General features: G+C 67.7%; 21 protein-coding genes. 14 read left to right on the forward strand and 7 right to left on the reverse strand.

Annotated elements, in window-relative coordinates; genetic code table 11:
• Positions 1-23: 23 nt before the first annotated feature.
• The 9 genes from AB0B64_RS57505 to AB0B64_RS57545 all read left to right on the forward strand — a co-directional run bounded on the left by AB0B64_RS57505 (position 24) and on the right by AB0B64_RS57545 (position 8,381).
• Positions 24-1,424 carry a DHA2 family efflux MFS transporter permease subunit gene (locus tag AB0B64_RS57505; protein WP_358204557.1) on the forward strand — a complete coding sequence of 467 codons (1,401 nt, stop codon included), beginning with the start codon at positions 24-26 and terminating at the stop codon, positions 1,422-1,424.
• A 116-nt stretch (positions 1,425-1,540) separates the two neighbouring features.
• Positions 1,541-2,215 (forward strand): hypothetical protein, encoded by a 675-nt coding sequence (locus AB0B64_RS57510; protein WP_358204563.1) that lies wholly within the window; start codon positions 1,541-1,543, stop codon positions 2,213-2,215.
• A gap of 426 nt (positions 2,216-2,641) precedes the next feature.
• Positions 2,642-2,806 (forward strand): hypothetical protein, encoded by a 165-nt coding sequence (locus AB0B64_RS57515; RefSeq protein WP_357954955.1) that lies wholly within the window; start codon positions 2,642-2,644, stop codon positions 2,804-2,806.
• Positions 2,807-2,855: 49 nt separating this feature from the next.
• The gene (locus AB0B64_RS57520; protein WP_358204571.1) at positions 2,856-3,116 is read left to right on the forward strand and encodes a hypothetical protein; all 261 of its coding nucleotides are present in this window, start codon (positions 2,856-2,858) and stop codon (positions 3,114-3,116) included.
• 135 nt (positions 3,117-3,251) lie between these two features.
• Positions 3,252-3,572, forward strand: a complete 321-nt coding sequence (locus AB0B64_RS57525; RefSeq protein ID WP_357655454.1) for a GYD domain-containing protein — start codon at positions 3,252-3,254, stop codon at positions 3,570-3,572.
• 324 nt (positions 3,573-3,896) lie between these two features.
• Positions 3,897-4,460, forward strand: coding sequence for a glycoside hydrolase family 3 N-terminal domain-containing protein (locus tag AB0B64_RS57530; protein ID WP_358204579.1), 564 nt, complete (start codon positions 3,897-3,899; stop codon positions 4,458-4,460).
• Positions 4,461-4,507: 47 nt separating this feature from the next.
• Positions 4,508-5,371, forward strand: coding sequence for a glycoside hydrolase family 3 C-terminal domain-containing protein (locus tag AB0B64_RS57535; RefSeq protein ID WP_358204585.1), 864 nt, complete (start codon positions 4,508-4,510; stop codon positions 5,369-5,371).
• A gap of 100 nt (positions 5,372-5,471) precedes the next feature.
• The gene (locus AB0B64_RS57540; RefSeq protein ID WP_358204591.1) at positions 5,472-6,977 is read left to right on the forward strand and encodes a glycoside hydrolase family 2 TIM barrel-domain containing protein; all 1,506 of its coding nucleotides are present in this window, start codon (positions 5,472-5,474) and stop codon (positions 6,975-6,977) included.
• Positions 6,978-7,253: 276 nt separating this feature from the next.
• Positions 7,254-8,381, forward strand: coding sequence for a hypothetical protein (locus tag AB0B64_RS57545; protein WP_358204654.1), 1,128 nt, complete (start codon positions 7,254-7,256; stop codon positions 8,379-8,381).
• Here the strand turns inward: AB0B64_RS57545 and AB0B64_RS57550 are convergent.
• The 3 genes from AB0B64_RS57550 to AB0B64_RS57560 all read right to left on the reverse strand — a co-directional run bounded on the left by AB0B64_RS57550 (position 8,370) and on the right by AB0B64_RS57560 (position 10,373).
• On the reverse strand, positions 8,370-9,347 hold the full coding sequence (locus AB0B64_RS57550) for a LacI family DNA-binding transcriptional regulator (RefSeq protein ID WP_357954966.1): 978 nt from the start codon (positions 9,345-9,347) through the stop codon (positions 8,370-8,372). The two genes, AB0B64_RS57545 and AB0B64_RS57550, sit on opposite strands and share 12 nt — an antisense overlap.
• A 67-nt stretch (positions 9,348-9,414) precedes the next feature.
• Positions 9,415-10,041 carry a hypothetical protein gene (locus AB0B64_RS57555; RefSeq protein WP_358204602.1) on the reverse strand — a complete coding sequence of 209 codons (627 nt, stop codon included), beginning with the start codon at positions 10,039-10,041 and terminating at the stop codon, positions 9,415-9,417.
• 29 nt (positions 10,042-10,070) lie between these two features.
• A complete protein-coding gene (locus AB0B64_RS57560; RefSeq protein ID WP_357954970.1) occupies positions 10,071-10,373 on the reverse strand; it encodes a helix-turn-helix domain-containing protein in 303 nt (100 codons plus the stop codon).
• A 107-nt stretch (positions 10,374-10,480) separates the two neighbouring features.
• On the opposite strand from AB0B64_RS57560, the gene AB0B64_RS57565 reads away from it, so the two are divergent.
• Positions 10,481-10,927 (forward strand): DUF4440 domain-containing protein, encoded by a 447-nt coding sequence (locus AB0B64_RS57565; RefSeq protein WP_358204609.1) that lies wholly within the window; start codon positions 10,481-10,483, stop codon positions 10,925-10,927.
• A gap of 175 nt (positions 10,928-11,102) precedes the next feature.
• On the opposite strand, the gene AB0B64_RS57570 is transcribed toward AB0B64_RS57565, so the two are convergent.
• Entirely contained in the window at positions 11,103-11,690 is a 588-nt protein-coding gene (locus AB0B64_RS57570) for an XRE family transcriptional regulator (RefSeq protein ID WP_357954974.1), read from the reverse strand.
• Between the two features lie 107 nt (positions 11,691-11,797).
• Here AB0B64_RS57570 and AB0B64_RS57575 point away from each other — a divergent pair, with 107 nt between their 5' ends.
• The 4 genes from AB0B64_RS57575 (at position 11,798) to AB0B64_RS57590 (ending at position 14,271) form a co-directional block, all read left to right on the forward strand.
• Positions 11,798-12,472 carry a class I SAM-dependent methyltransferase gene (locus AB0B64_RS57575; RefSeq protein ID WP_358204616.1) on the forward strand — a complete coding sequence of 225 codons (675 nt, stop codon included), beginning with the start codon at positions 11,798-11,800 and terminating at the stop codon, positions 12,470-12,472.
• A gap of 4 nt (positions 12,473-12,476) precedes the next feature.
• Complete coding sequence (locus AB0B64_RS57580) at positions 12,477-12,971, forward strand: DinB family protein (protein ID WP_358204621.1); 495 nt, start codon at positions 12,477-12,479, stop codon at positions 12,969-12,971.
• Between the two features lie 94 nt (positions 12,972-13,065).
• Entirely contained in the window at positions 13,066-13,599 is a 534-nt protein-coding gene (locus AB0B64_RS57585) for an RICIN domain-containing protein (protein WP_357954980.1), read from the forward strand.
• Positions 13,600-13,731: 132 nt separating this feature from the next.
• Positions 13,732-14,271: a 2'-5' RNA ligase family protein gene (locus tag AB0B64_RS57590; RefSeq protein ID WP_358204631.1), complete on the forward strand. Its 540-nt coding sequence runs from the start codon at positions 13,732-13,734 to the stop codon at positions 14,269-14,271.
• A 21-nt stretch (positions 14,272-14,292) separates the two neighbouring features.
• On the opposite strand, the gene AB0B64_RS57595 is transcribed toward AB0B64_RS57590, so the two are convergent.
• The 3 genes from AB0B64_RS57595 to rpoB all read right to left on the reverse strand — a co-directional run.
• Positions 14,293-15,012, reverse strand: coding sequence for a helix-turn-helix domain-containing protein (locus tag AB0B64_RS57595; RefSeq protein WP_358204638.1), 720 nt, complete (start codon positions 15,010-15,012; stop codon positions 14,293-14,295).
• Positions 15,013-15,051: 39 nt separating this feature from the next.
• Positions 15,052-16,263, reverse strand: a complete 1,212-nt coding sequence (locus tag AB0B64_RS57600) for an FAD-dependent monooxygenase (protein WP_358204643.1) — start codon at positions 16,261-16,263, stop codon at positions 15,052-15,054.
• Between the two features lie 257 nt (positions 16,264-16,520).
• The coding region (gene rpoB / locus AB0B64_RS57605; RefSeq protein WP_358204649.1) for a DNA-directed RNA polymerase subunit beta at positions 16,521-19,592 on the reverse strand (3,072 nt) is incomplete at its 5' end.

The following is a 19,592-nucleotide window of genomic DNA, read 5'->3' on the forward strand; positions in this document are numbered from 1 at the left end:
TAACTGCTTTAGAAGGGATTTGCGTGAAAGCGTTGCTCACCCTGACCTGCGCGGGTCAGTTCATGGTGCTGCTCGACAACACGATCGTCGGCGCCGCCTTGCCCGACATGCAGCAGCGGCTCCACACCGGGCTGACCGGCCTGCAGTGGATCGTCGACGCCTACGTGCTGCTGGTGGCCATGCTGCTGCTGTCGGGCGGCGTCTTCGCCGACCGGTTCGGCCGCAGGCGGGTGTTCCTGGCCGGGGTGGTGGTGTTCACGGCCGCGTCGGTGGTGTGTTCGCTCGCGCCTTCGATCGGCTGGCTGATCGCCGGGCGGGTGCTGCAGGGCGTTGGGGCCGCGGCGCTGAGCCCCGCCTCGCTGGCGTTGCTCGCCGCCGCGTATCCCGCTCCGAGGGAGCGCGTCAGAGCGATCGGGTTGTGGGCCGGGTTCAGCGGCATCGGCCTGGCCGCCGGGCCGCTGGCGGGCGGGATCCTGGTGGAGGCCTTCGGCTGGCCCGCCATCTTCCTGGTCAACGTGCCCATCGGGGCGGTCCTGCTGCTGGCCGGGCTGCGCGTGCTGGGGGAGTCCCGCAACCCGAGCGCGCCGCCGATCGACATCCCCGGCACGGTCCTGTCCGTCGCGGGCGTGGGCGCTGTGACCTACGGCCTGATCGAGGGCGGTTCCCGTGGCTGGACCTCGCCGGTGATCCTTGGCGGCTTCGCCGCCGGGCTGGTGCTCCTGGCCGCGTTCGTCGTGGTCGAGGGCCGTGTGTCAACGCCGATGCTGCCGCTGCGGCTGTTCCGTCAGCGGCTGTTCACGGTGTCCAACACGGCGATGGTCGTGGTCGGGTTCGCGCTGATGGGGTCGTCGTTCTTCTTCTCCCAGTTCTTCGTCTACGTCCAGGGCACTTCGATCCTGGTCGCCGGGCTGCGGACCTTGCCCGTCTCGCTGGCCATGGTGATCGTCAGCCCGTACGCGGGCCGGTTCGCGGCCAGGTACGGCTTCCGCGTCGTCGTCGCCGTCGGCCTGGCGCTGGCCGGGCTGGGGCTGCTGGCGCTGGGCTTCGTCCACGCGAACACCGGCTACGGGAACGTGTGGTGGCGGCTGGCGGTCGTCGGCATCGGGTTCGCTCTCACCATGTCGCCGCTGACCGGGGCCGCCATCCAGGCGGTCAGCCCGCAGGAGGGCGGCCTCGCCTCGGGCGTCAGCAGCACCACCCGGCAGATCGGCGCGGTGCTCGGCGTGGCGGTGCTCGGGGCGATCGTCCACACCCGGGAGTCCGGCGGCGCCTCCTTCGAATCCGGCCTCAACAGTGCCTTCCTCGTGGCGGGTGCCGTGACGCTGGCCTGCGCCGTGTTCACCGGCCTGTGGCTGACCGCGGCCCGGACGCCGCGGGCTATCCCGGGCGGCGCCCCCATGCCGAGATCAGCGGCGCGAGGGTGAGGTCGAGCTCGTCGGACGGCGGTATGTACGAACCGTCCCTCTCCTTCAGTCTTCACCGGCAAAGGACGCGAGAACAAGACTGTTTCTAGTTGCTCCATCTTGTGAGACTGACGGGCATGACCAGCCTGAACGAATATGACTTTGCTGATCTCGTCCGTCGGCTCGCGCATGTCCGCTGGATCGCCGGAGGTGCCGGCGCGGGCAAGAGCACCCTCAGCCAGGTCTTGGCCGAACGCTATGACGTGGTCGTTTATGACGGCGATCTGGCCGAACGTCGCTACATCCATCGGTGTTCCCCGCAGCGACATCCGTACATGTGCGCGCTGCTGCAAACACCCCGGGAACAGAGATGGACGGGCCGCACGCCGGAAGAGATCTTCCAGAGCATGCCCAGTCTGCACGGCGAGACAATCGGACTCGTCATAGAAGACCTGCTCACCCTGCCAACCGACCGCCCCGTGCTGGTCGACGATTTCCGTACCTTGCCCGAACACGTCGCACCATTGCTGAAGTGGCGCGAGCAAGCTGTATTTCTGCGGCCAACGCCCGAATTCCGGCGTCACGCATTGGGCGCCCGATTCGCTGACCCAGCCCGAGCGCGAGCCAACTGGGGAAACTGCGACCACGCCGAGGCGATGGTGAATCGGCTGGGCCGCGACGAGCTCTGGGACGACGAGGTGCGACGTCAGGCTCTCAAGCAGGATTTGCCGGTGCTGGATGTCGACGGCTCTCGAGGCATCGCTGAGCTGGCCGACGATCTGGCCGCGAGGTTTCTCCTGGCCCGGAACTGACTGTGCACGTTCGGCTGGTCTTCTGGGAGACACCTGAACGGACGATAGGGCAGACCTGAACGGTCGCCGACGGCGCGGTTGGTCCCGCGTCCCGTGGCGCCCGCGATCGGCGTCATCCGTAAGATCACTGAGGCCCAGGAGGAACACCTCTCGGCGGCCGCCGTCGGCATGACCTATGGAGGCATGCCTCCTGGCGGAATGCCTCCCGGTGGCGTGGCGCCTGGTGCTCCTGGCGGTGGCTATCCGGGGTACTGACGGTCGTGCCGAAGGCCGGTCGGTTGGTCTTCAAACAGGCGGCGCTCAGCTCCGGGTGCGAGGGCCTGTCCGCTTGTGGCCACTCGGCCATTCTGGGGTGGACGGGCGGGGATGTGGCACTGATGCTGGTGCACAGTACCGTCATGATCATCGGCCGACTGGGAGAGCCGTATGAAGACCCGTACCTGGACTCGCCGTGCCGCCGCTTTGACCGTCGGCCTGGCCGCCGTGCTGGCGCTGGGCATCACTCCCGCGCATGCGGATACCGTGATCCGCAAGCCGCAACAGCCATCACCGCAAGCGGCCATGGTGCTGTCCACCCAGGGCACACATTGAGTACGAGGTACTCAGGCCATGCTGGCCCGACCTCGGCACGCTGGGTCACATGAAGTCACACATCCTTCGCACGGCAGCCGTCATCGCTCCCCTCCTCGCCCTCGGCGCGACCACCGCCACCCCGGCATCCGCCGCGCCGTCGTCCACGGCCGTCTGGGCCGCGTCGAACGTCCAGCTAGTGAACTGGCAGACCGGCAAATGCCTGACCATCGCCGGCGGCGTCAGCACCGAGAACAACATCGAGGCCGTCCAGTACACCTGCGACAGCCACCCCTCTCGCTTCTGGGAAATCCGCGACTACTACGGCTGAGCCCCCACGAAGACTGCGGCAGGGGAAAACCAGTACAGCGGGAGGGATTACCGTCGCCCTAAGCCGAGAATTTCGACCTCGTGACCGCAATGGCCGCCCAGCGCAGGGTGGCGGCACGAGAAGAGGGACTCGACCATGCCTAAGTACATGATCCAGGCGACCTACACCGCGGATGGCCTCAAAGGAGTGTTGCGAGATGGCGGCACCGGACGCCGGCAAGCGGTGGAGCGCATGGCGGAAAGCGTCGGCGGGCGGGTCGAGCAGATGTATTTCGCGTTCGGCGAGACAGACACGTATGTGATCGTCGAGCTGCCGAGCAACGCGGCTTCGGCCGCTGTGGGGCTCACGATATCGGCGACCGGGGCGGTACGAACGAAGACGGCTGTCCTGCTGACGCCAGAAGAGATCGACGATGCCGCGCGGATGGAGGTGGCATACCGGGCTCCTGGCGCCTGACAGATCTCTCCAGGCCTGGGGAGCAGGCACCAATAGGACGGTCCTAGAGGCCCGTCACCAGCGGAAACGTGGTGACGGGCCTATCGCGTTGCAGGCGCTTTGTTGCTGACTCGTTACAGAGCCATGTCTTGCCGTCTCCACGATGCTTGCTGTTAGCGTGGTTACGCGCGTTGGTTACGCGAGTAATCAGATCTGCTGAGCCTTCCGTGAGCGTCGCAAGCGGATGTTCCAGGGGTCATCTGCTGGAAGGACCGGTACGTGTGCGACCGGGACTTCGACTGACCCGCCCTGCGGCATGCCGCTCGTACGACGGATGGACGTTCCATGAACGAAAAGATCAATATCCAGGACCTCTCCCTGGAAGAGAAGGCCGCACTGCTCTCCGGCCGCAACGCGTGGGAGACAGCGAGCATCGAGCGCCTGCCGATCGCGTCGGTGGTGCTGACCGACGGCCCGCACGGCGTACGGAATCTCGCCGCGGAAGTCCGGCAGGCCGGATTCGGCGTGGCTGAGCCCGCGACGTGCTTTCCCACGGCGGCGGCGCTCGGCTCTTCCTGGGACGCCGACCTGCTCACCCGGGTGGGCGAGGCGCTCGGGGCCGAGAGCCGGGCCGCGGGAGTCGCGGTCCTGCTGGGGCCGGGCGTCAACATCAAGAGATCGCCTCTGTGCGGACGCAACTTCGAATACCTGTCGGAGGATCCCCTGGTCACCGGCCGGCTCGGGGCGGCGCTGGTGAGCGGCGTCCAGAGCAAGGGCGTGGGCGCCTCGGTCAAGCACTTCGCGGCGAACAACCAAGAGACCGACCGGATGCGGGTCAGCGCGGAGGCCGACGAACGTACGCTGCGGGAGATCCCAGGTGGGCCGCTGCTGAGTCGGCCGTTCTCCTGAAGAATGACGGCTCGATACTCCCGCTGGACGCTTCTGGGAGCATTGTGGTGATCGGTGAGCTCGCGCGTACGCCGAGGTTTCAGGGCGCGGGATGTCCCCAGGTCAATCCCGTCAGGGTCGACAACGCCCTGGAGGCTCTGGAGCTGCTGTTCGAGCCCGGCTACCTGCTGTCCGGCAAGCCGGATGCCACTCTGCTTGACGCGGCGGTGGCGGCGGCCGCGGCGGCAGAGGTCGTCGTGGTGTTCCTGGGCCTGCCGGAGGGGGAGGAGTCCGAGGGGCTCGATCGTCGGCACCTCGATCTGCCCGCCGTCCAGCTCGACCTGCTCAAGGCCATCGCCGAGGCCAACCAGAACGTGGTGGTGGTCCTGGCCAACGGTGGCGTGGTCGAGGTCGCGTCCTGGCAGCATCACGCCAAGGCCGTCCTGGAGGGCTGGCTGGCCGGTCAGGCCGGTGGCGGCGCGCTCGCCGACCTGCTGTTCGGCCGCGCCAATCCCTGTGGCCGGCTGGCGGAGACGATCCCGCTGCGTCTGCAGGACACCCCCGCCTACCTCGACTACCCAGGGTCTAACTACGGCGAGCGCTTGTACGTCGGCTACCGCTACTACGACGCCAAGGACATGCCGGTCGCCTATCCGTCCGGGCACGGCCTGTCGTACACCACCTTCGCCTACTCCGACCTGCGCACTGAGGTGGACGGCGACACCGTGCGCGTACGGCTCACCCTGACCAACACCGGCCCGGTCACGGGGCATCGCGCCCCTCATCGCACCGATCTTCCTGGCGATCGGCGCCACCGGCGGGGAGAAGAACTACGCCCTGCTGTACTTCATCGCGGCCGCGTTCACCGTGGCCGGTGGCCTGGTCGTCCTGCTGCACGTCAAGTCCGTTCGCTAATCAAGGAGTACGCGTGATCCGCACGTCCTTCAACGACAACTGGCAGGTACGGCTGAAGACCAACCCCTTCGCCGAACTGTCCGGTCAAACGGTGCCGTATCGGGAGGTGACGATGCCATGATCGAGCAGGTGCGGGTGCCCTCTGAGGAGGGCGGTGCGGGCGGGTATTTCCCGGGTGGGGAGTACGAGTACCGCAAGACGTTCTTCGTGCCCGAGGAACATCGGGGCAAGCGGGTGGTCATCGAGTTCGAGGGTGTCTACCGCGATGCGGTCGTGTTCATCAACGGCGATTACGCCGGGCAGCGGCCCTACGGTTACTCGCTCTTCCGTATTGATGCCGATCGGTTCCTGCGGTTCGGGCAGGACAACGAGATCCGTGTCGAGGCCCGTGCTCACCAGGATTCGCGTTGGTACAGCGGTGCCGGGATCTATCGGGACACCTGGCTGCTGGTCGGCGAGGTGGTCCGGATCGCACCCGACGGCGTCCGCGTGGCCACGCCGGACATCGATGCTGAGCGGGCGGTGGTCGAGGTCGCCCCGACCGTGGTCAACGACTCCATCGAGATTCGCACGGCTGATCTTCTTATCGAACTGCGTGACGTCGCCGGGGCCGTGGTGGCGACCGGCGCCGGCAAGATCACGGTGCTGCCTGGCGAGTCTGCGATAGCCCGGCAGCGGCTCTACGTGCGGGATCCCGCCCTGTGGAGCGTCGCCGAGCCTGCCCTGTACACGTGCGACGTGACGCTGGTCGGTCTCGACTCCGAGCGGGTCACGTTCGGCATCCGGTCGCTGCGCCTCGATCCCGTGCACGGCCTGCGTCTCAACGGTGAGAGCGTCAAGCTGCGCGGCGCCTGCGTGCACCACGACAACGGTGTGCTGGGCGCGGCCACTCACGCCCGCGCCGAGGAACGCCGCGTACAGATCTTGAAAGAGGCCGGGTTCAACGCGATCCGCATGTCCCACCACCCGATGAGCAAGGCCATGCTGGACGCCTGCGATCGGCTCGGCATGCTGGTCGTGGACGAGGCGTTCGACGTGTGGACCTCGGCCAAGAGCCCGTACGACTACAGCCTGAGCTTCCCCGAGTGGTGGGCACGCGACATCGAGGCGATGGTCGCCAAGGACTACAACCATCCCAGCGTGATCATGTACTCGATCGGCAACGAGATCCCCGAGACCGGCACCCCCTCCGGCGCCGCCTGGGGCCGCAAGCTCGCCGAGAAGGTCCGCGCCCTGGACGGCACCCGTTACGTCACCAACGCGATCAACAACATGCTGGCCGTGATGTCCGAGCTGGCCTCCCTGAGAGAGCAGGCGGCGGGCATCAACACCCTGATGGCCGACGCCGGGGACATGATGAACGCCGTCGCCGTCTCCGACGTGGTTACCGAGCGCACCGCCGAGTCCTACAGCGTGCTCGACGTCGCCGGCATGAACTACTCCGACAGCCGCTACGCCCTCGACCGCGAGAGGTTCCCGGACCGGATCATTCTGGGCACCGAGACCTTCCCCACCCGCATCGACCGCAACTGGGCCCTGGTCCAGCAGTACAGCACGGTGATCGGCGACTTCACCTGGACCGGCTGGGACTACCTGGGCGAGGTCGGCATCGGCCGCCCCTAGTACGGCTCGACGCCCACGCACGTGGCGCCGTACCCGTACCTGCTGGCCGGCTGCGGCGACATCGACATCACCGGCCACCGCCGCCCCGCCTCCTACTACCGCGAGATCGTCTTCGGCCTGCGCACCCGGCCCTACCTGGCGGTGTGGCGGCCCGAACACCACGGCCAGACCTTCATCGGCAGCCCCTGGGCCTGGAGCGACACCCTGCCCAGCTGGACCTGGCCCGGCCACGAGGGCGCACCCGTCACGGTCGAGGTCTACGCCGATGCTGATGAGGTGGAAGTCCTCCTCAACGGCCGCTCCCTGGGACGCCGCCGCATCGGGCTCCTCCTCAGACCCGAGGCAGGCGCACCGGGAGAGACCGACCCCGCCGTACTCACCGACCCGCGTCAGCGCCTCGACCTGTGGACCGGCACCCTCACCAGCGTCTTCACCTACGCCGGACACCAGGTCCGCGTCACGACCGTCGCCGACCCGCACCACGCCCCTGTCCATCCTCGACACCGCCCGGGAGACCGCCCGCAGCCAGCACTACGAGGGGGTCCGCTGGCCCAAGCACGTCGGCCCGGACGGCCGCGAGAGCCCGTCCGACATCGGCTCCCTGCTCATCTGGCAGCAGCCACACCTCCTCTACCTCCTCGAACTGCTCCACCGCACCCGCGAAGAGGACCTGCTGACCCGCTTCGCCGGCCTGGTCGAGGAGACGGCAGCTTTCATGGCCTCGTTCGTCGAGGAACGCGACGGCGTCTACCACCTGCCCGCCCCCGTCATGCCGGCCCAGGAGTTCTACGACGCGAAGACCACCGAGGACCCCACTTTCGAGCTCGCCTACTGGTGGTGGGGCCTGGAGATCGCCCAGCGCTGGCGCGAACGGCGCGGCCTCAAGCGACACCAGCACTGGCAGTACATCCAGGACAACCTGGCCCGGCCCCACCAGCGCGACGGCATCTACTCCGCCATCGCCACCGGGCCCTACCTGCGCCGCGACGACCACCCCTCGATGTTGTGCGCCCTCGGCGTCGTCCCCGAGACCCCGCTCATCGACCCCGCCGTCATGGAGGCCACCCTCCTCGACGTCCGCGATCACTGGGACTGGAACAGCGCCTGGGGCTGGGACTTCCCCGTCATGGCCATGACCGCCACCCGCCTCGGCCGCCCCGACCTGGCCGTGGACGCCCTCCTCACCGACACCGCCAAGAACACCTACCTGGCCACCGGACACAGCCCGCAGATCGGCAGCATCCTGCCCCTCTACCTACCGGCCAACGGGGCTCTCCTCACCGCTGTCTCTCTCATGGTCGCCGGGTGGGAGAGCGCGGACAGCGACGAGTGTCCGGGCTTCCCCAGCGACGGGAGCTGGGCCGTCCAGCACGAGGGCTTCCAAGCATGGCCCTAGGTGGATGAGCGTTGGACGACGTGCGGATGGGTCGAGGCATCGATGTGGCTGGGGGCCTGGCCCGCGCCGGCGAGGCTGGTGACGATCGTCGCGGCGCGGTGTCGTGCCACGTCGTGCAGGTCCCAGCAGACGGTGGTGAGCGGCGGGGCCGCCAGGCGTGCCGTGGGAATGTCGTCGGCTCCGACGACGGCCATGTCGGTGGGGATGGCGAGGCCGTGGTCGTGCAGGCCCGCGAGCACGGCGAGCGCGGTCTCGTCGTTGAAGGCGCAGACGCCGGTCACCGCCTGTTCGCGCCAGCCGGTGATGGCCTGCGCCGCGCTGGCGATCTCCAGGTGTACGGTCAGCGCCACGGGCGGTTCGAGCCCGGCCTGCGCGCACGCGTCGGTGGCGCCTTGCCGGCGTTCGTCGGCCATCTGCCGGAAGGCGGGGTGGCCGGGCAGGGCATAGCCGAGGCGTCGATGGCCCCGGCTGATGAGGTGCTCGGCCTGCAGGCGGCCCAGGTGCCGCATGGGCGAGGCGTCCTCGGGTTCGGAGGGGAGTACGAGATCGGCGCCGGCACGGTGCAGAGCCTGGACGGTGTCCTGGTCGAAGGAGGAGAAGCCGACGACCACGGAGGCGTCGACGGCCGCGCACACATCGGGCAGTGACCGGCCGTGTGCCGCGGCGAGGTGGGTGACCAGCGTCAGGCCGTAGGCCGCCAGCGCGGTGGCCAGCTCTTCGACGAAGCGGCTGATGCCCGCCCCGATGGGCAGGTCGGGGATGGCCAGGAGCACGACGTCGCTGCGGCCGGCCGCCAGGGAACGGGCGGAGGCGTGCGGACGGTAATCCAGCTCGCGGGCGGCCTCCAGGACTCGGCGCCGGGTCTCCTCGGTGATGCGCATCCCGGGCTTGTCGTTGAGCACGAAGCTCACGGTGGCACGGGAGACACCGGCGGCCCGGGCGACGTCCGAACTGGTGATCCGCTTGACGGGCATGCGGTCCTCTCATCGATCGCATTCCTTGGCAGGACTCATCGTAGGACCTGCCGGTTAACGCGAGTAATCAGCCGGAGACGCGTTCGGCGAGGGCGATGGTGGATTCGTGCTCGACAAGCAGGTGGATGATCGCCCGTTCGTCGGGAGTGGTGTTCGGCTGGTGCAGGGTGAGCGCGAGCCTCCCGTCGCGGAGCCGTACGATCATGCCGTGGCCGCCGTCCGCGGACCACAGCGCCTGCTCCTCCTGCGTCCAGGGCCCGGTGACCTGCCCGGACGACGAGTGGGCGATGCCCATCGCGTACCCCTGCTCGCCGAAGCTGGACCACAGCATGAGCAGATGCCCGCTGGTGAGGCGGAAGAGGAACGGGCCGTCGGTGACGTACGTCGCGGAGTGGTCGAGAGGCTTGGCCCACGGGGCTTCGGAGGCATTGAAGAGGAAGACAGGTGTGCCGGCCGATTGGCGCAAGTCGCCGGTGAGGCGCGTCGCTCCAGGGCGCGAAGGAGCCCTCGGGCGTGTCCGCCACGAGCGCCTGGGTCCCGCGGGGCCGGACCAGATGTTCTTGTCCGTACTGCCGTAGAGCCAGTAGATCGATGTCGAGCGGTCGTTGAGGATGAACGGGTCGCGGATCTGGATCTCGTCGAGGGTCAGGTCACTCAGTGTCGTACGCCCGGTGAGCTCAACGTTGTCAGACATCAGTCGTTTCTTTCTCCCGCCTGCCGGGTTCACCTTCGTTCGGTCGAAGAGAGCTGGTGCTCCGCGCCCCAATCCCATAGTGCTTGCAGAACGGGGCCGAGACGGCGCCCATCTGCGGTGAGTGTGTAGGAGACCCGGGGCGGCCAGCCAGGCTGACGGTGGCGAGCGAGCACACCGGCTTCCGTCAGGTGCGCCAGCCGATCGGACAGGACCTTGTCCGACAGCGCGGGCAGGGCATGGCGGAGTTCGGTGAAGGTGCGATCGCCTTGCAGGAATTCGCGAATCACCAGGGTCGTCCAGCGGCCATGCAGGGCCGCGAGGGTGATCTCCACCGGGCAGGAGGGGGTGGGTTCGGTGACGTTGGCGCGAGGGTCGTCGGGCAAGCCTGGCCGGACTGGGTAGCCAACCGTTTGGTGAGTCACGAGGGCGCCTCCTAGCGTTGCCGCGTCTGGCTGATTTGTACCTGATGGAAGGACATGCAGCGATGATGCGGCAGCTTGCTGAACGCCCCGAAGACGTGCCTACGGTGTTCGCCGAGCGGTTCAACACCGGCGATGCGGAGGCGGTGGCGGAAGTCTATGAGGGCGGGGCGGTGTTCGTCCCGGAGCCGGGCTCGCCGCTGACCGGGCAGGAGGCCCATGCCGCCAATGAGCGATTCTTGAGTCTCGGGCTGCCGATCACCGTACGGCCGCGACATGTCTACACCGCCGACGACATCGCCTTGCTGATCGTCGACTGGGTCATCGACGGGACGGATCGTGACGGCCGTCCCGTACACATCGAGGGCACCGCCACCGATGTCGCCCGACGCGGACAAGATGGGCGCTGGCGATACGCCATCGACAACCCCTTCGGCGTGAAACCGGGAATCGGCGGCCAACCGTGATCTGTGAGCCGGGGGAAGCGGCAGTGCTGTCGTTTCCCCCGGCTCAGGGGTCATCGGCGCAGGCCGAGCCGTTGGATGAGTCTTCCAGCGCCATGATCTCCCTTGATCTCTGGAGGTCGGTCAGCGCGCGCAGGCAGGCCGCCGCAGCCCGGTCGACGCGCAAAGCACAACTGGTTCATCCCTGCGAAGGCCTGGCCGGTGCCAGATGGGCGCGTTCACCCTGCGCGCTGAACAGGGTGAGCACCTCCGCGGGCCGGCCGTCGGCGCTGCCGATCCAGTGCGGTACGTGGGTGTCGAACTCTGCGGCCTCGCCGACGCCGAGCCGGAACTCCTGCTCGCCGAGCACGAGCCTGACGTGTCCGTTGAGGACGTAGAACCACTCGTATCCCTCGTGGGTCCGCAGGTTCATCGTGGGCGCTCGGCCGGCGGGTGGATAGATCACCTTGTACGCCTGTATGCCACCGGCCCGCCTGGTCAGTGGCACCATCACCAGCCCGGATCGTCGCACGGGCCGCAGGTGGATGCGCGGGTCGCCGGTGGGCGGCGCCGCGACGAGATCATCGAGCGGGACGCCGTGCGCCCGGGCCAGCGGCAGTAGCTGCTCCAGCGTGGGTCGGAGCTTGCCGTTCTCGAGGCGGGACAGGGTGCTCGCGGTGAGGCCGGTTTCGTCGGCCAGCGCCGCCAGCGTGGTGCTCCGCGCTTTGCGCAGGGCGCGTAGACGAGGCCCGACTCCGGCCAACACGTCTTCTGCGGGGTTGTCCATGCCTCCCGATAATGCGGATCCGCAACTTTTCTTGCAAGCGGGAAGCGGCGGTGGCGATGCTGTCGTACATCACCGGCGCCATCACGACTGACGAAGGGGCAACTCACATGGATTCCAACCGACGCCGACGACCCGCCACGGGCGACCAGGGGGCGACGGACGAGGAGGCCGAGCTGTTCTGGGAGCGGCACTACCGTACCCGGCGTACCTGGGACGCACGCGTCAACCCGCTGCTCGCCGAGACCGCCGCACCACTGCGCCCCGGCGCCGCCCTCGATCTGGGCTGCGGCGCCGGCGGCGACGCCATCTGGCTCGCCCAGCAGGGCTGGCACGTCACCGCCGTGGACATCTCCACCACCGCCGTCGAGCGGGTACGGGAACGCGCCCGCGATCTCGGCATCCGGCACCGGGTCGCCGCCGAACAGCACGATCTGGCCAGAAGCTTCCCGGCCGGCCAGTTCGATCTCATCTCCGCCCAGTACTTCCAGACCCCGTTCCCGCTGCTCCGCAGCCAAGTCCTGCGCACCGCGGCACAGGCCCTGCGCCCCGGTGGTCTGCTGCTGATCGTCGACCACGGCTCCACCGCGCCCTGGTCATGGAACCAGGACCCCGACATTCACTACCCCACACCCACCGAGATCGCGGCCGAACTCGATCTCGACCCCGCGCACTGGTCGGTCCTGCGCGCCGACATGCCCCGCCGCCAAGCCACCGGACCCGCAGGTGAGACCGCGACCGTCATCGACAACATCCTGCTCGTCCAACGAACCACAGTGGAGTGACTCGATGCAGCGATCCAGAACACGGATGAAGGACACCACACCGCCGCGGACCGGCGCCGACGAGAAGGCCACCCTGCGGGGCTTCCTCGACTATCTTCGGAACGCGATCGCGGACAAGGTCGCGGGCGTGCCGGAACCGCAGGTCCGTACGGCCGGAGTGCCCTCGGGCACCAACCTCCTGGGGCTGGTCAAGCATCTGGCTTTCGTCGAACGGTTCTACTTCCTCGGTGAGGATGCCGGCGACTGGCCCGCGACCATGCGGCCGTCCGCGGAGGACACCGTCGACGGCGTACTCGCCGACTACCGGAAGACCGTCGAGCGAGCGAACCAGGTCATCGACGCCTGCCCAGACCTGACCCTTCCCGCCCCGCGACCCTCGCGCCCAGGGCCGGCGCCATCGATGCGATGGGTTCTGGCGCACATGATCGAGGAGACCGGCCGGCACGCCGGCCACGCCGACATCCTCCGCGAACAGATCGACGGATCGACCGGCCGCTGACCAGCCAGCCACCCCCTAAAACTGGGGATGCCCCTCCCGCCATTGGTCAGGCGACAGTCGTGACAGAAAACTTCCCTGGCTTTCGGAGGAAATCGTGCGTCGTTCACTGCTCGCCATCCCCGCCGCGCTGGCCCTGACGTTCGGGCTGGCGACCGCCGCCCACGCCGACCAGTACCCGTCGACCTACATTCGCAGTAATGCCAGTAGCAGCGCGAAATGCATTGGCCTGGCCAACGGCGGAAGCGTCGAAAACGGCACGCTGCTCGTGCTGTGGGACTGTCATTATCATGTCGACCAGTATTGGCATGGCAACGCCGACGCTTCGATCCGCAGCCGCGCCGGCACCAACAAGTGCGTCGGTTTGGCCAACGGCGGAAGCGTCGACAACGGCACGCCGCTCGTGCTGTGGGACTGCCACGGGCACCCCGACCAGCAGTGGAAGTTCGCCAATGTCAGCGGCAACGTCTACGCCATCCGCAGCCTCGCCGCCCCTGACAAGTGCGTCGGTTTGGCCAACAGAGGAAGCACCACCAACGGCACCTGGTTGGTGCTCTGGGACTGCCACGGTAACCCCGACCAGCAGTGGCAGCTCCCGAACAGGCCATCGACCTATGGATTCACGAGCTGACAGGTCTCAAGCACCGCTCTAGGCCAAGGTCGGGAGCGTTTCGTACGCGGCTGGCACGGCGCACGCCGCTGAGGCGGGCGGTGGGAGGAATATGGGTGGCGAACCTGCCGAGTAGTTCGAGATCATCCGGCCATGTCGGATGACGCTTCAGGACAGTACCGAGTAGGCGAGACGGCTCTGCTGGCCGCGGTGCGGGAAGCAGAGCCGCTGGTCGGGCCCTGGCGGCGGCGTCTCGATTCCTCCGCGAGTGCGGGGATTCCCGCGCATGTGACGGTGCTTTTCCCCTTCCTCGACATCGATCGCATCGGGCCCGCGGTCATGGACGATTTGACCGCGCTGATCGGCGAGCACAGCCCGTTCGCCGTCCGCTTCGACGAGTGCCGACGTTTCCCTGACGTGCTCTACCTCGCGCCGACGCCCGAGCAGCCGTTTCGTGCCCTGACCGAGGCCGTCGCGGCACGGTGGCCGGAAGCGCCACCGTACGGCGGACAGTTCGCGGACGTCATCCCGCACCTGACGGTCGCCCACGGCCAGCAGGCCCAGGTGTTCCACGAGGTGGAAGCCGCGATCACCCCACGATTGCCGGTCACTGCCCACATGTCGTCGGTCAGTCTGTTCGTCAGCGACGGCAGCCGCTGGCACCAACACGCCGAGTTCCCGTTGCTCGGATGATCTAGTAGTGCCGCGGAGCGGTCATTCTCCGGTGACCTGGCTGCGCTCGATGAGCTCCAGCATCGCCTGCTGGATCTGGCGAAGGACGATGAGGGTCTCCTCGGCGGCCGCGGCGATGGCTGAGTCGCTGGGGGCGACGGCGGGTTCGAGCAGCTGGGCCACGGTGTCGGCGAGAACCTGGTCAGGGTCGATGCCGAGGGGGGCGGTGGCCGGGTCGGACATGGCGGCGCCGAACCCGGTCAGCACGGCGTGCACGGTGTAGGTCAGGTCGGGCAGGGGACGGTCGTCGCGGATCAGTCCGTGGCGGTGATGGATCGGCATACCCGTCTCGCACAGGGCGCTGGGTGTGGTGCGGGCGAACAGCTCGCGGTCGCCGGCCTGCTGGGTGAGCAGCCGCAGCAGGTCGGCGTCGCCGCTTTGCACGCGGCGTGCCAGGGGAAGGTGTTGCCCGGTGCGGATCAGCAGTGGGGCCAGGCGGCGCGGCAGCACGGTGGCGGGGTCGGCGGCGATGCGGGTGATGATCTCATCCAGGAAGGTGAGCAGTTCGCGGGCGAACAATCCGAGGATCAGGTCTTCCTTGGCGGGCCAGTACAGGTAGACGGTGCCCTTGCCGACCCCGGCCGTCCGGGCGATCTCGCTGACGGTGACCTTCCGTACGCCGTGGTCGAGCACCAGCTCGCGTGCGCTGTCCAGGATGCGGGCGGCTTTGCGCGAGTGGCGCTCGATCAGCTGGCTGCTCACCTGGGCTGTCCTTTACTTTCGTGGTCTCTGGAGTCGGGGTCACACGGCGGCGACGTCGAGCTGTTTGTTGTTCATGGCCGCGCCGTTCATTGTCTTGCCCATGACCTGCCCGATGCCCGCCCGCATGAGGCGGAGCATCAGGGTGCGCATGATCTGTTCCTTGCGGTCGTGGGGCGTGAAGAGCCTACGCGTGGTCAGCGCGCTGTCCTGCTCGGTGTGGATGAACGGCCGCAGTTGAGCCTCCCATGCCCGCAGGGCGCCGGGTACGTCTGTCGGGTGGCGCTGCAGCATGGTGCCGAGCAGCTCGCCGCCGGCGATGCCGCTGGAGGCGCCCATGCCCGCGTACAGGGTCACGCACCAGGCGGCGCCGCCGACCAGGACGACCCGGCCGCGGTGCCAGCGCGGCATCTTGACTTGGTTCACCGAGTCGAACAGATGGTTCGGGGCCTGTTCGAACGCCGTGAGCAACTTCTCCAGCACGGGTCCGGGGGGTTGCGGGCCGAAGGCGGCGCGGACGGACTCGATCGGCGGGCGCGTGAACTCGGCGTCGATGTTGTCGGTGCGGTAGGAGAACAACAGGCCCGGAGCGTGGTCGGAGAAGGGAAAGATCCATGCCGAGCGTCCGGGCTCGGCCAGGGTCAAGCCCTGGTCCTGGTCGATGCCCTGGATCGGCTTGTCCAGAACGGTGGCGCCGATCATGTAGTTCAGCGGATGCAGGTAGTCCTCGGGGCCGAAGGCGAGCTTGCGTACGGTCGAGCGCATCCCGTCGGCGCCCACCACCAGGGCGAAGCGCTCGGTGACGATGGTGTTAGAGGCGGTGTCGTGCAGGGTGACCTCGGCTGCGGAGTCGTTCTGGGTGATTCGGGCGGGCACGGTCGAGTAGCGGATCTCCACATCGTCCGGCAGCGCGGAGAACAGTGCCTGCTCGATGTCGCCGCGCAGCACCACCCGGGGTTTGCCGGGCAGACCGGCCGGGCTCACGCCGGGGCTGCGGCGGCGCCCGGACCGGTTCACCTCGTACGGAGCGGGCTGCGGGGTGCGGTCACCGATCGCGTCCAGCACGCCCAGCCGCCGCGCCGAAGCGACCCCGGCGCCGAACAGCATGATGAAGTAGCCGCTCGAGCGGCGCGCGGCGGCCCGCTCCACCAGCACCGGCTCCCAGCCCACCTGCCGCAGCCGCAGCGCGGTGGCGATGCCCGCGATCCCCAGCCCGACCACCAGCGCCCGCCCATGTCTGACCGTGCCCGCCATGACGGCTCCCTTCCTGTCGCGTCCTTCATCACTCTAGACGACAAACTGACCAAAATGGTTCTGATGGTCAGTGGAAGGCAGCCCGAACGGCCTGGTCGGGTCCGGCTCGTTCAGGTAGCGGATGTCGATCGGCGGGATGTCGCAATACGCTTCTGGGCGCCCAAGGCCGCAAGACGCTCTGGGCGCCCAAAGCCGCAAGACGCTTCTGGGCGCCCAAAGCTACAAGGCGCCCAGAAGCCGTAAGGAGCCGTAAGGCGTCAGATCTCCTCGACGCTGCTCGGCTCACGCCGGGACAGATCGATGCCGAGCTCTTCCGCGGCGCGGAAGACGTCCTCGTCGGTGTCGCGCATCTCGATGGACATGCCGTCGCTGGAGAGCACCTCGACGTTCAGGCACAGCGACTGCATTTCCTTGATGAGGACCTTGAAGGACTCGGGGATTCCCGGCTCGGGGATGTTCTCGCCCTTGACGATCGCCTCGTAGACCTTCACGCGGCCCAGGACGTCGTCGGACTTGATCGTCAGCAGCTCCTGAAGGGCGTAGGCGGCGCCATAGGCCTCCAGAGCCCACACCTCCATCTCACCGAAGCGCTGGCCACCGAACTGGGCCTTACCGCCGAGCGGCTGCTGGGTGATCATGGAGTACGGGCCGGTCGAACGTGCGTGGATCTTGTCGTCGACCAGGTGGAGCAGCTTCAGGATGTACATGTAGCCGACGCCGATGGGATAGGGGAACGGCTCCCCACTACGCCCGTCGAACAGCTGGGCCTTCCCGCTGCGCTGCACCATCCGATCCCCGTCACGATTGGGGATCGTGCTGTTGAGCAGGCCGACGATCTCTTCTTCGTGGGCGCCGTCGAAGACCGGGGTGGCCATGTTGGTGCGCGGGGCCACCTTCTCGAAGCCCTTGTCACGTAGCCGTTCGGCCCAGGCCTCCTGGACGCCGGAGATGTCCCAGCCGCGGGCGGCGATCCAGCCGAGGTGGGTCTCCAGCACCTGGCCGACGTTCATCCGGCCGGGCACGCCCAGCGGGTTGAGGATGATGTCGACCGGGGTGCCGTCCTCCAGGAACGGCATGTCCTCCACGGGCAGGATCTTGGAGATGACGCCCTTGTTGCCGTGCCGGCCGGCCAGCTTGTCGCCATCGTTGATCTTCCGCTTCTGGGCCACGTACACGCGGACCAGTTCGTTGACACCGGGCGGAAGCTCGTCGCCTTCCTCACGGGAGAACACCCGCACCCCGATGACCTTGCCCTGCTCGCCGTGCGGCACCTTCAGCGAGGTGTCCCGCACCTCGCGGGCCTTCTCACCGAAGATCGCGCGCAGCAGCCGCTCCTCCGGCGTCAGCTCGGTCTCGCCCTTCGGCGTGACCTTGCCGACCAGGATGTCACCGTTCACTACTTCGGCGCCGATGCGGATGATGCCGCGCTCGTCGAGGTCGGCCAGGACCTCCTCGGAGACGTTCGGGATGTCCCGGGTGATCTCCTCCGGCCCCAGCTTGGTGTCGCGGGCGTCGACCTCGTGCTCCTCGATGTGAATCGAGGACAGGACGTCGTCCTGGACCAGCCGCTGGGACAGGATGATCGCGTCTTCGTAGTTGTGACCCTCCCACGGCATGAACGCCACCAGCAGGTTCTTGCCCAGGGCCATCTCACCGCTGTCGGTGCACGGACCGTCGGCGATGACCTGGTTGACCTCCACCCGGTCGCCCTCGGCCACGATCGGCTTCTGGTTGAACGAAGTGCCCTGGTTGGAACGCTTGAACTTGGCGACCCGATAGGTGGTGCTCGTACCGTCGTCGTTGGAGACCGTGATGTAGTCGGCGGAGACCTCCTGCACCACGCCGGCCTTCTCGGCACTCACCATGTCGCCTGTGTCGGTCGCGGCCCGGTATTCCATCCCCGTACCGACCAGGGGCGCTTCACTCCTGAGCAGTGGTACCGACTGACGCATCATGTTGGAGCCCATGAGCGCGCGGTTGGCGTCGTCGTGCTCCAGGAACGGGATCATCGCGGTGGCGACCGACACCATCTGGCGCGGCGACACGTCGATGTAGTCGACCTCGTCGGCCCGCGCCAGCTCGGTCTCGCCACCCTTGGTACGGACCAGGACCCGCGCGTCGGCGAACGTGCCGTCAGGGTTGAGGATCGTGTTGGCCTGCGCCTTGACGAAACGGTCTTCCTCATCGGCGGTCAGGTAGTCGATCTGCTCGGTCACCTTGCCGTCGACGACCTTGCGATACGGCGTCTCGACGAAACCGAAGGCGTTGATCCGCCCGTAGGAGGCCAGCGAGCCGATCAGGCCGATGTTCGGGCCTTCCGGCGTCTCGATCGGGCACATCCGGCCGTAGTGCGACGGGTGCACGTCACGAACCTCGAAACCGGCCCGCTCACGCGACAGACCACCAGGACCCAGCGCGGACAGACGCCTCTTGTGCGTCAGCCCGTCGAGCGGGTTGGTCTGATTCATGAACTGCGACAGCTGCGAGGTGCCGAAGAACTCCTTCATGGACGCCACGACCGGGCGGATGTTGATCAGGGTCTGCGGCGTGATCGCCTCGACATCCTGGGTCGTCATCCGCTCGCGCACGACGCGCTCCATGCGGGCCAGGCCCAGGCGGACCTGGTTCTGGATGAGCTCGCCGACGCTGCGCAGGCGGCGGTTGCCGAAGTGGTCGATGTCGTCGACCTCGACGATGACCTCGCGGTCGTCCGTGCCCGACATCGACTCCTCGCCCGCGTGCAGCCGGACGATGTATTCGATCGCGGAGACGATGTCCTCTTCGGTCAGAGTGCCTTGAGTGATCGCGGAATCAACACCGAGCTTCTTGTTGATCTTGTAGCGACCGACCTTGGCCAGGTCGTAGCGCTTGGGGTTGAAGTACAGGTTCTCCAGCAGGGTCTGCGCCGACTCCTTGGTCGGCGGCTCACCCGGACGCAGCTTGCGGTAGATGTCCAGCAGCGCGTCGTCCTGGCCGGCCGTGTGGTCCTTCTCCAGCGTGGCGCGCATCGACTCGTACTGGCCGAACCGCTCCAGAATCGCCTCGCTGGTCCAGCCCAGTGCCTTGAGAAGCACGGTGACGGCCTGCTTGCGCTTACGGTCGATACGGACACCGACGCTGTCGCGCTTGTCGATCTCGAACTCCAGCCAGGCACCCCGTGACGGGATGACTCTGCAGCCATAGAGATCCTTGTCGGACGTCTTGTCGACGCTACGCTCGTAATAGACCCCAGGTGAGCGGACGAGCTGCGAGACGACGACACGTTCGGTGCCGTTGATGATGAAGGTGCCCTTGGGCGTCATGAGCGGGAAATCGCCCATGAACACCGT

Origin of the sequence: Nonomuraea sp. NPDC049129 (assembly GCF_040648495.1) — a bacterium.
GTDB lineage: Bacteria > Actinomycetota > Actinomycetes > Streptosporangiales > Streptosporangiaceae > Nonomuraea.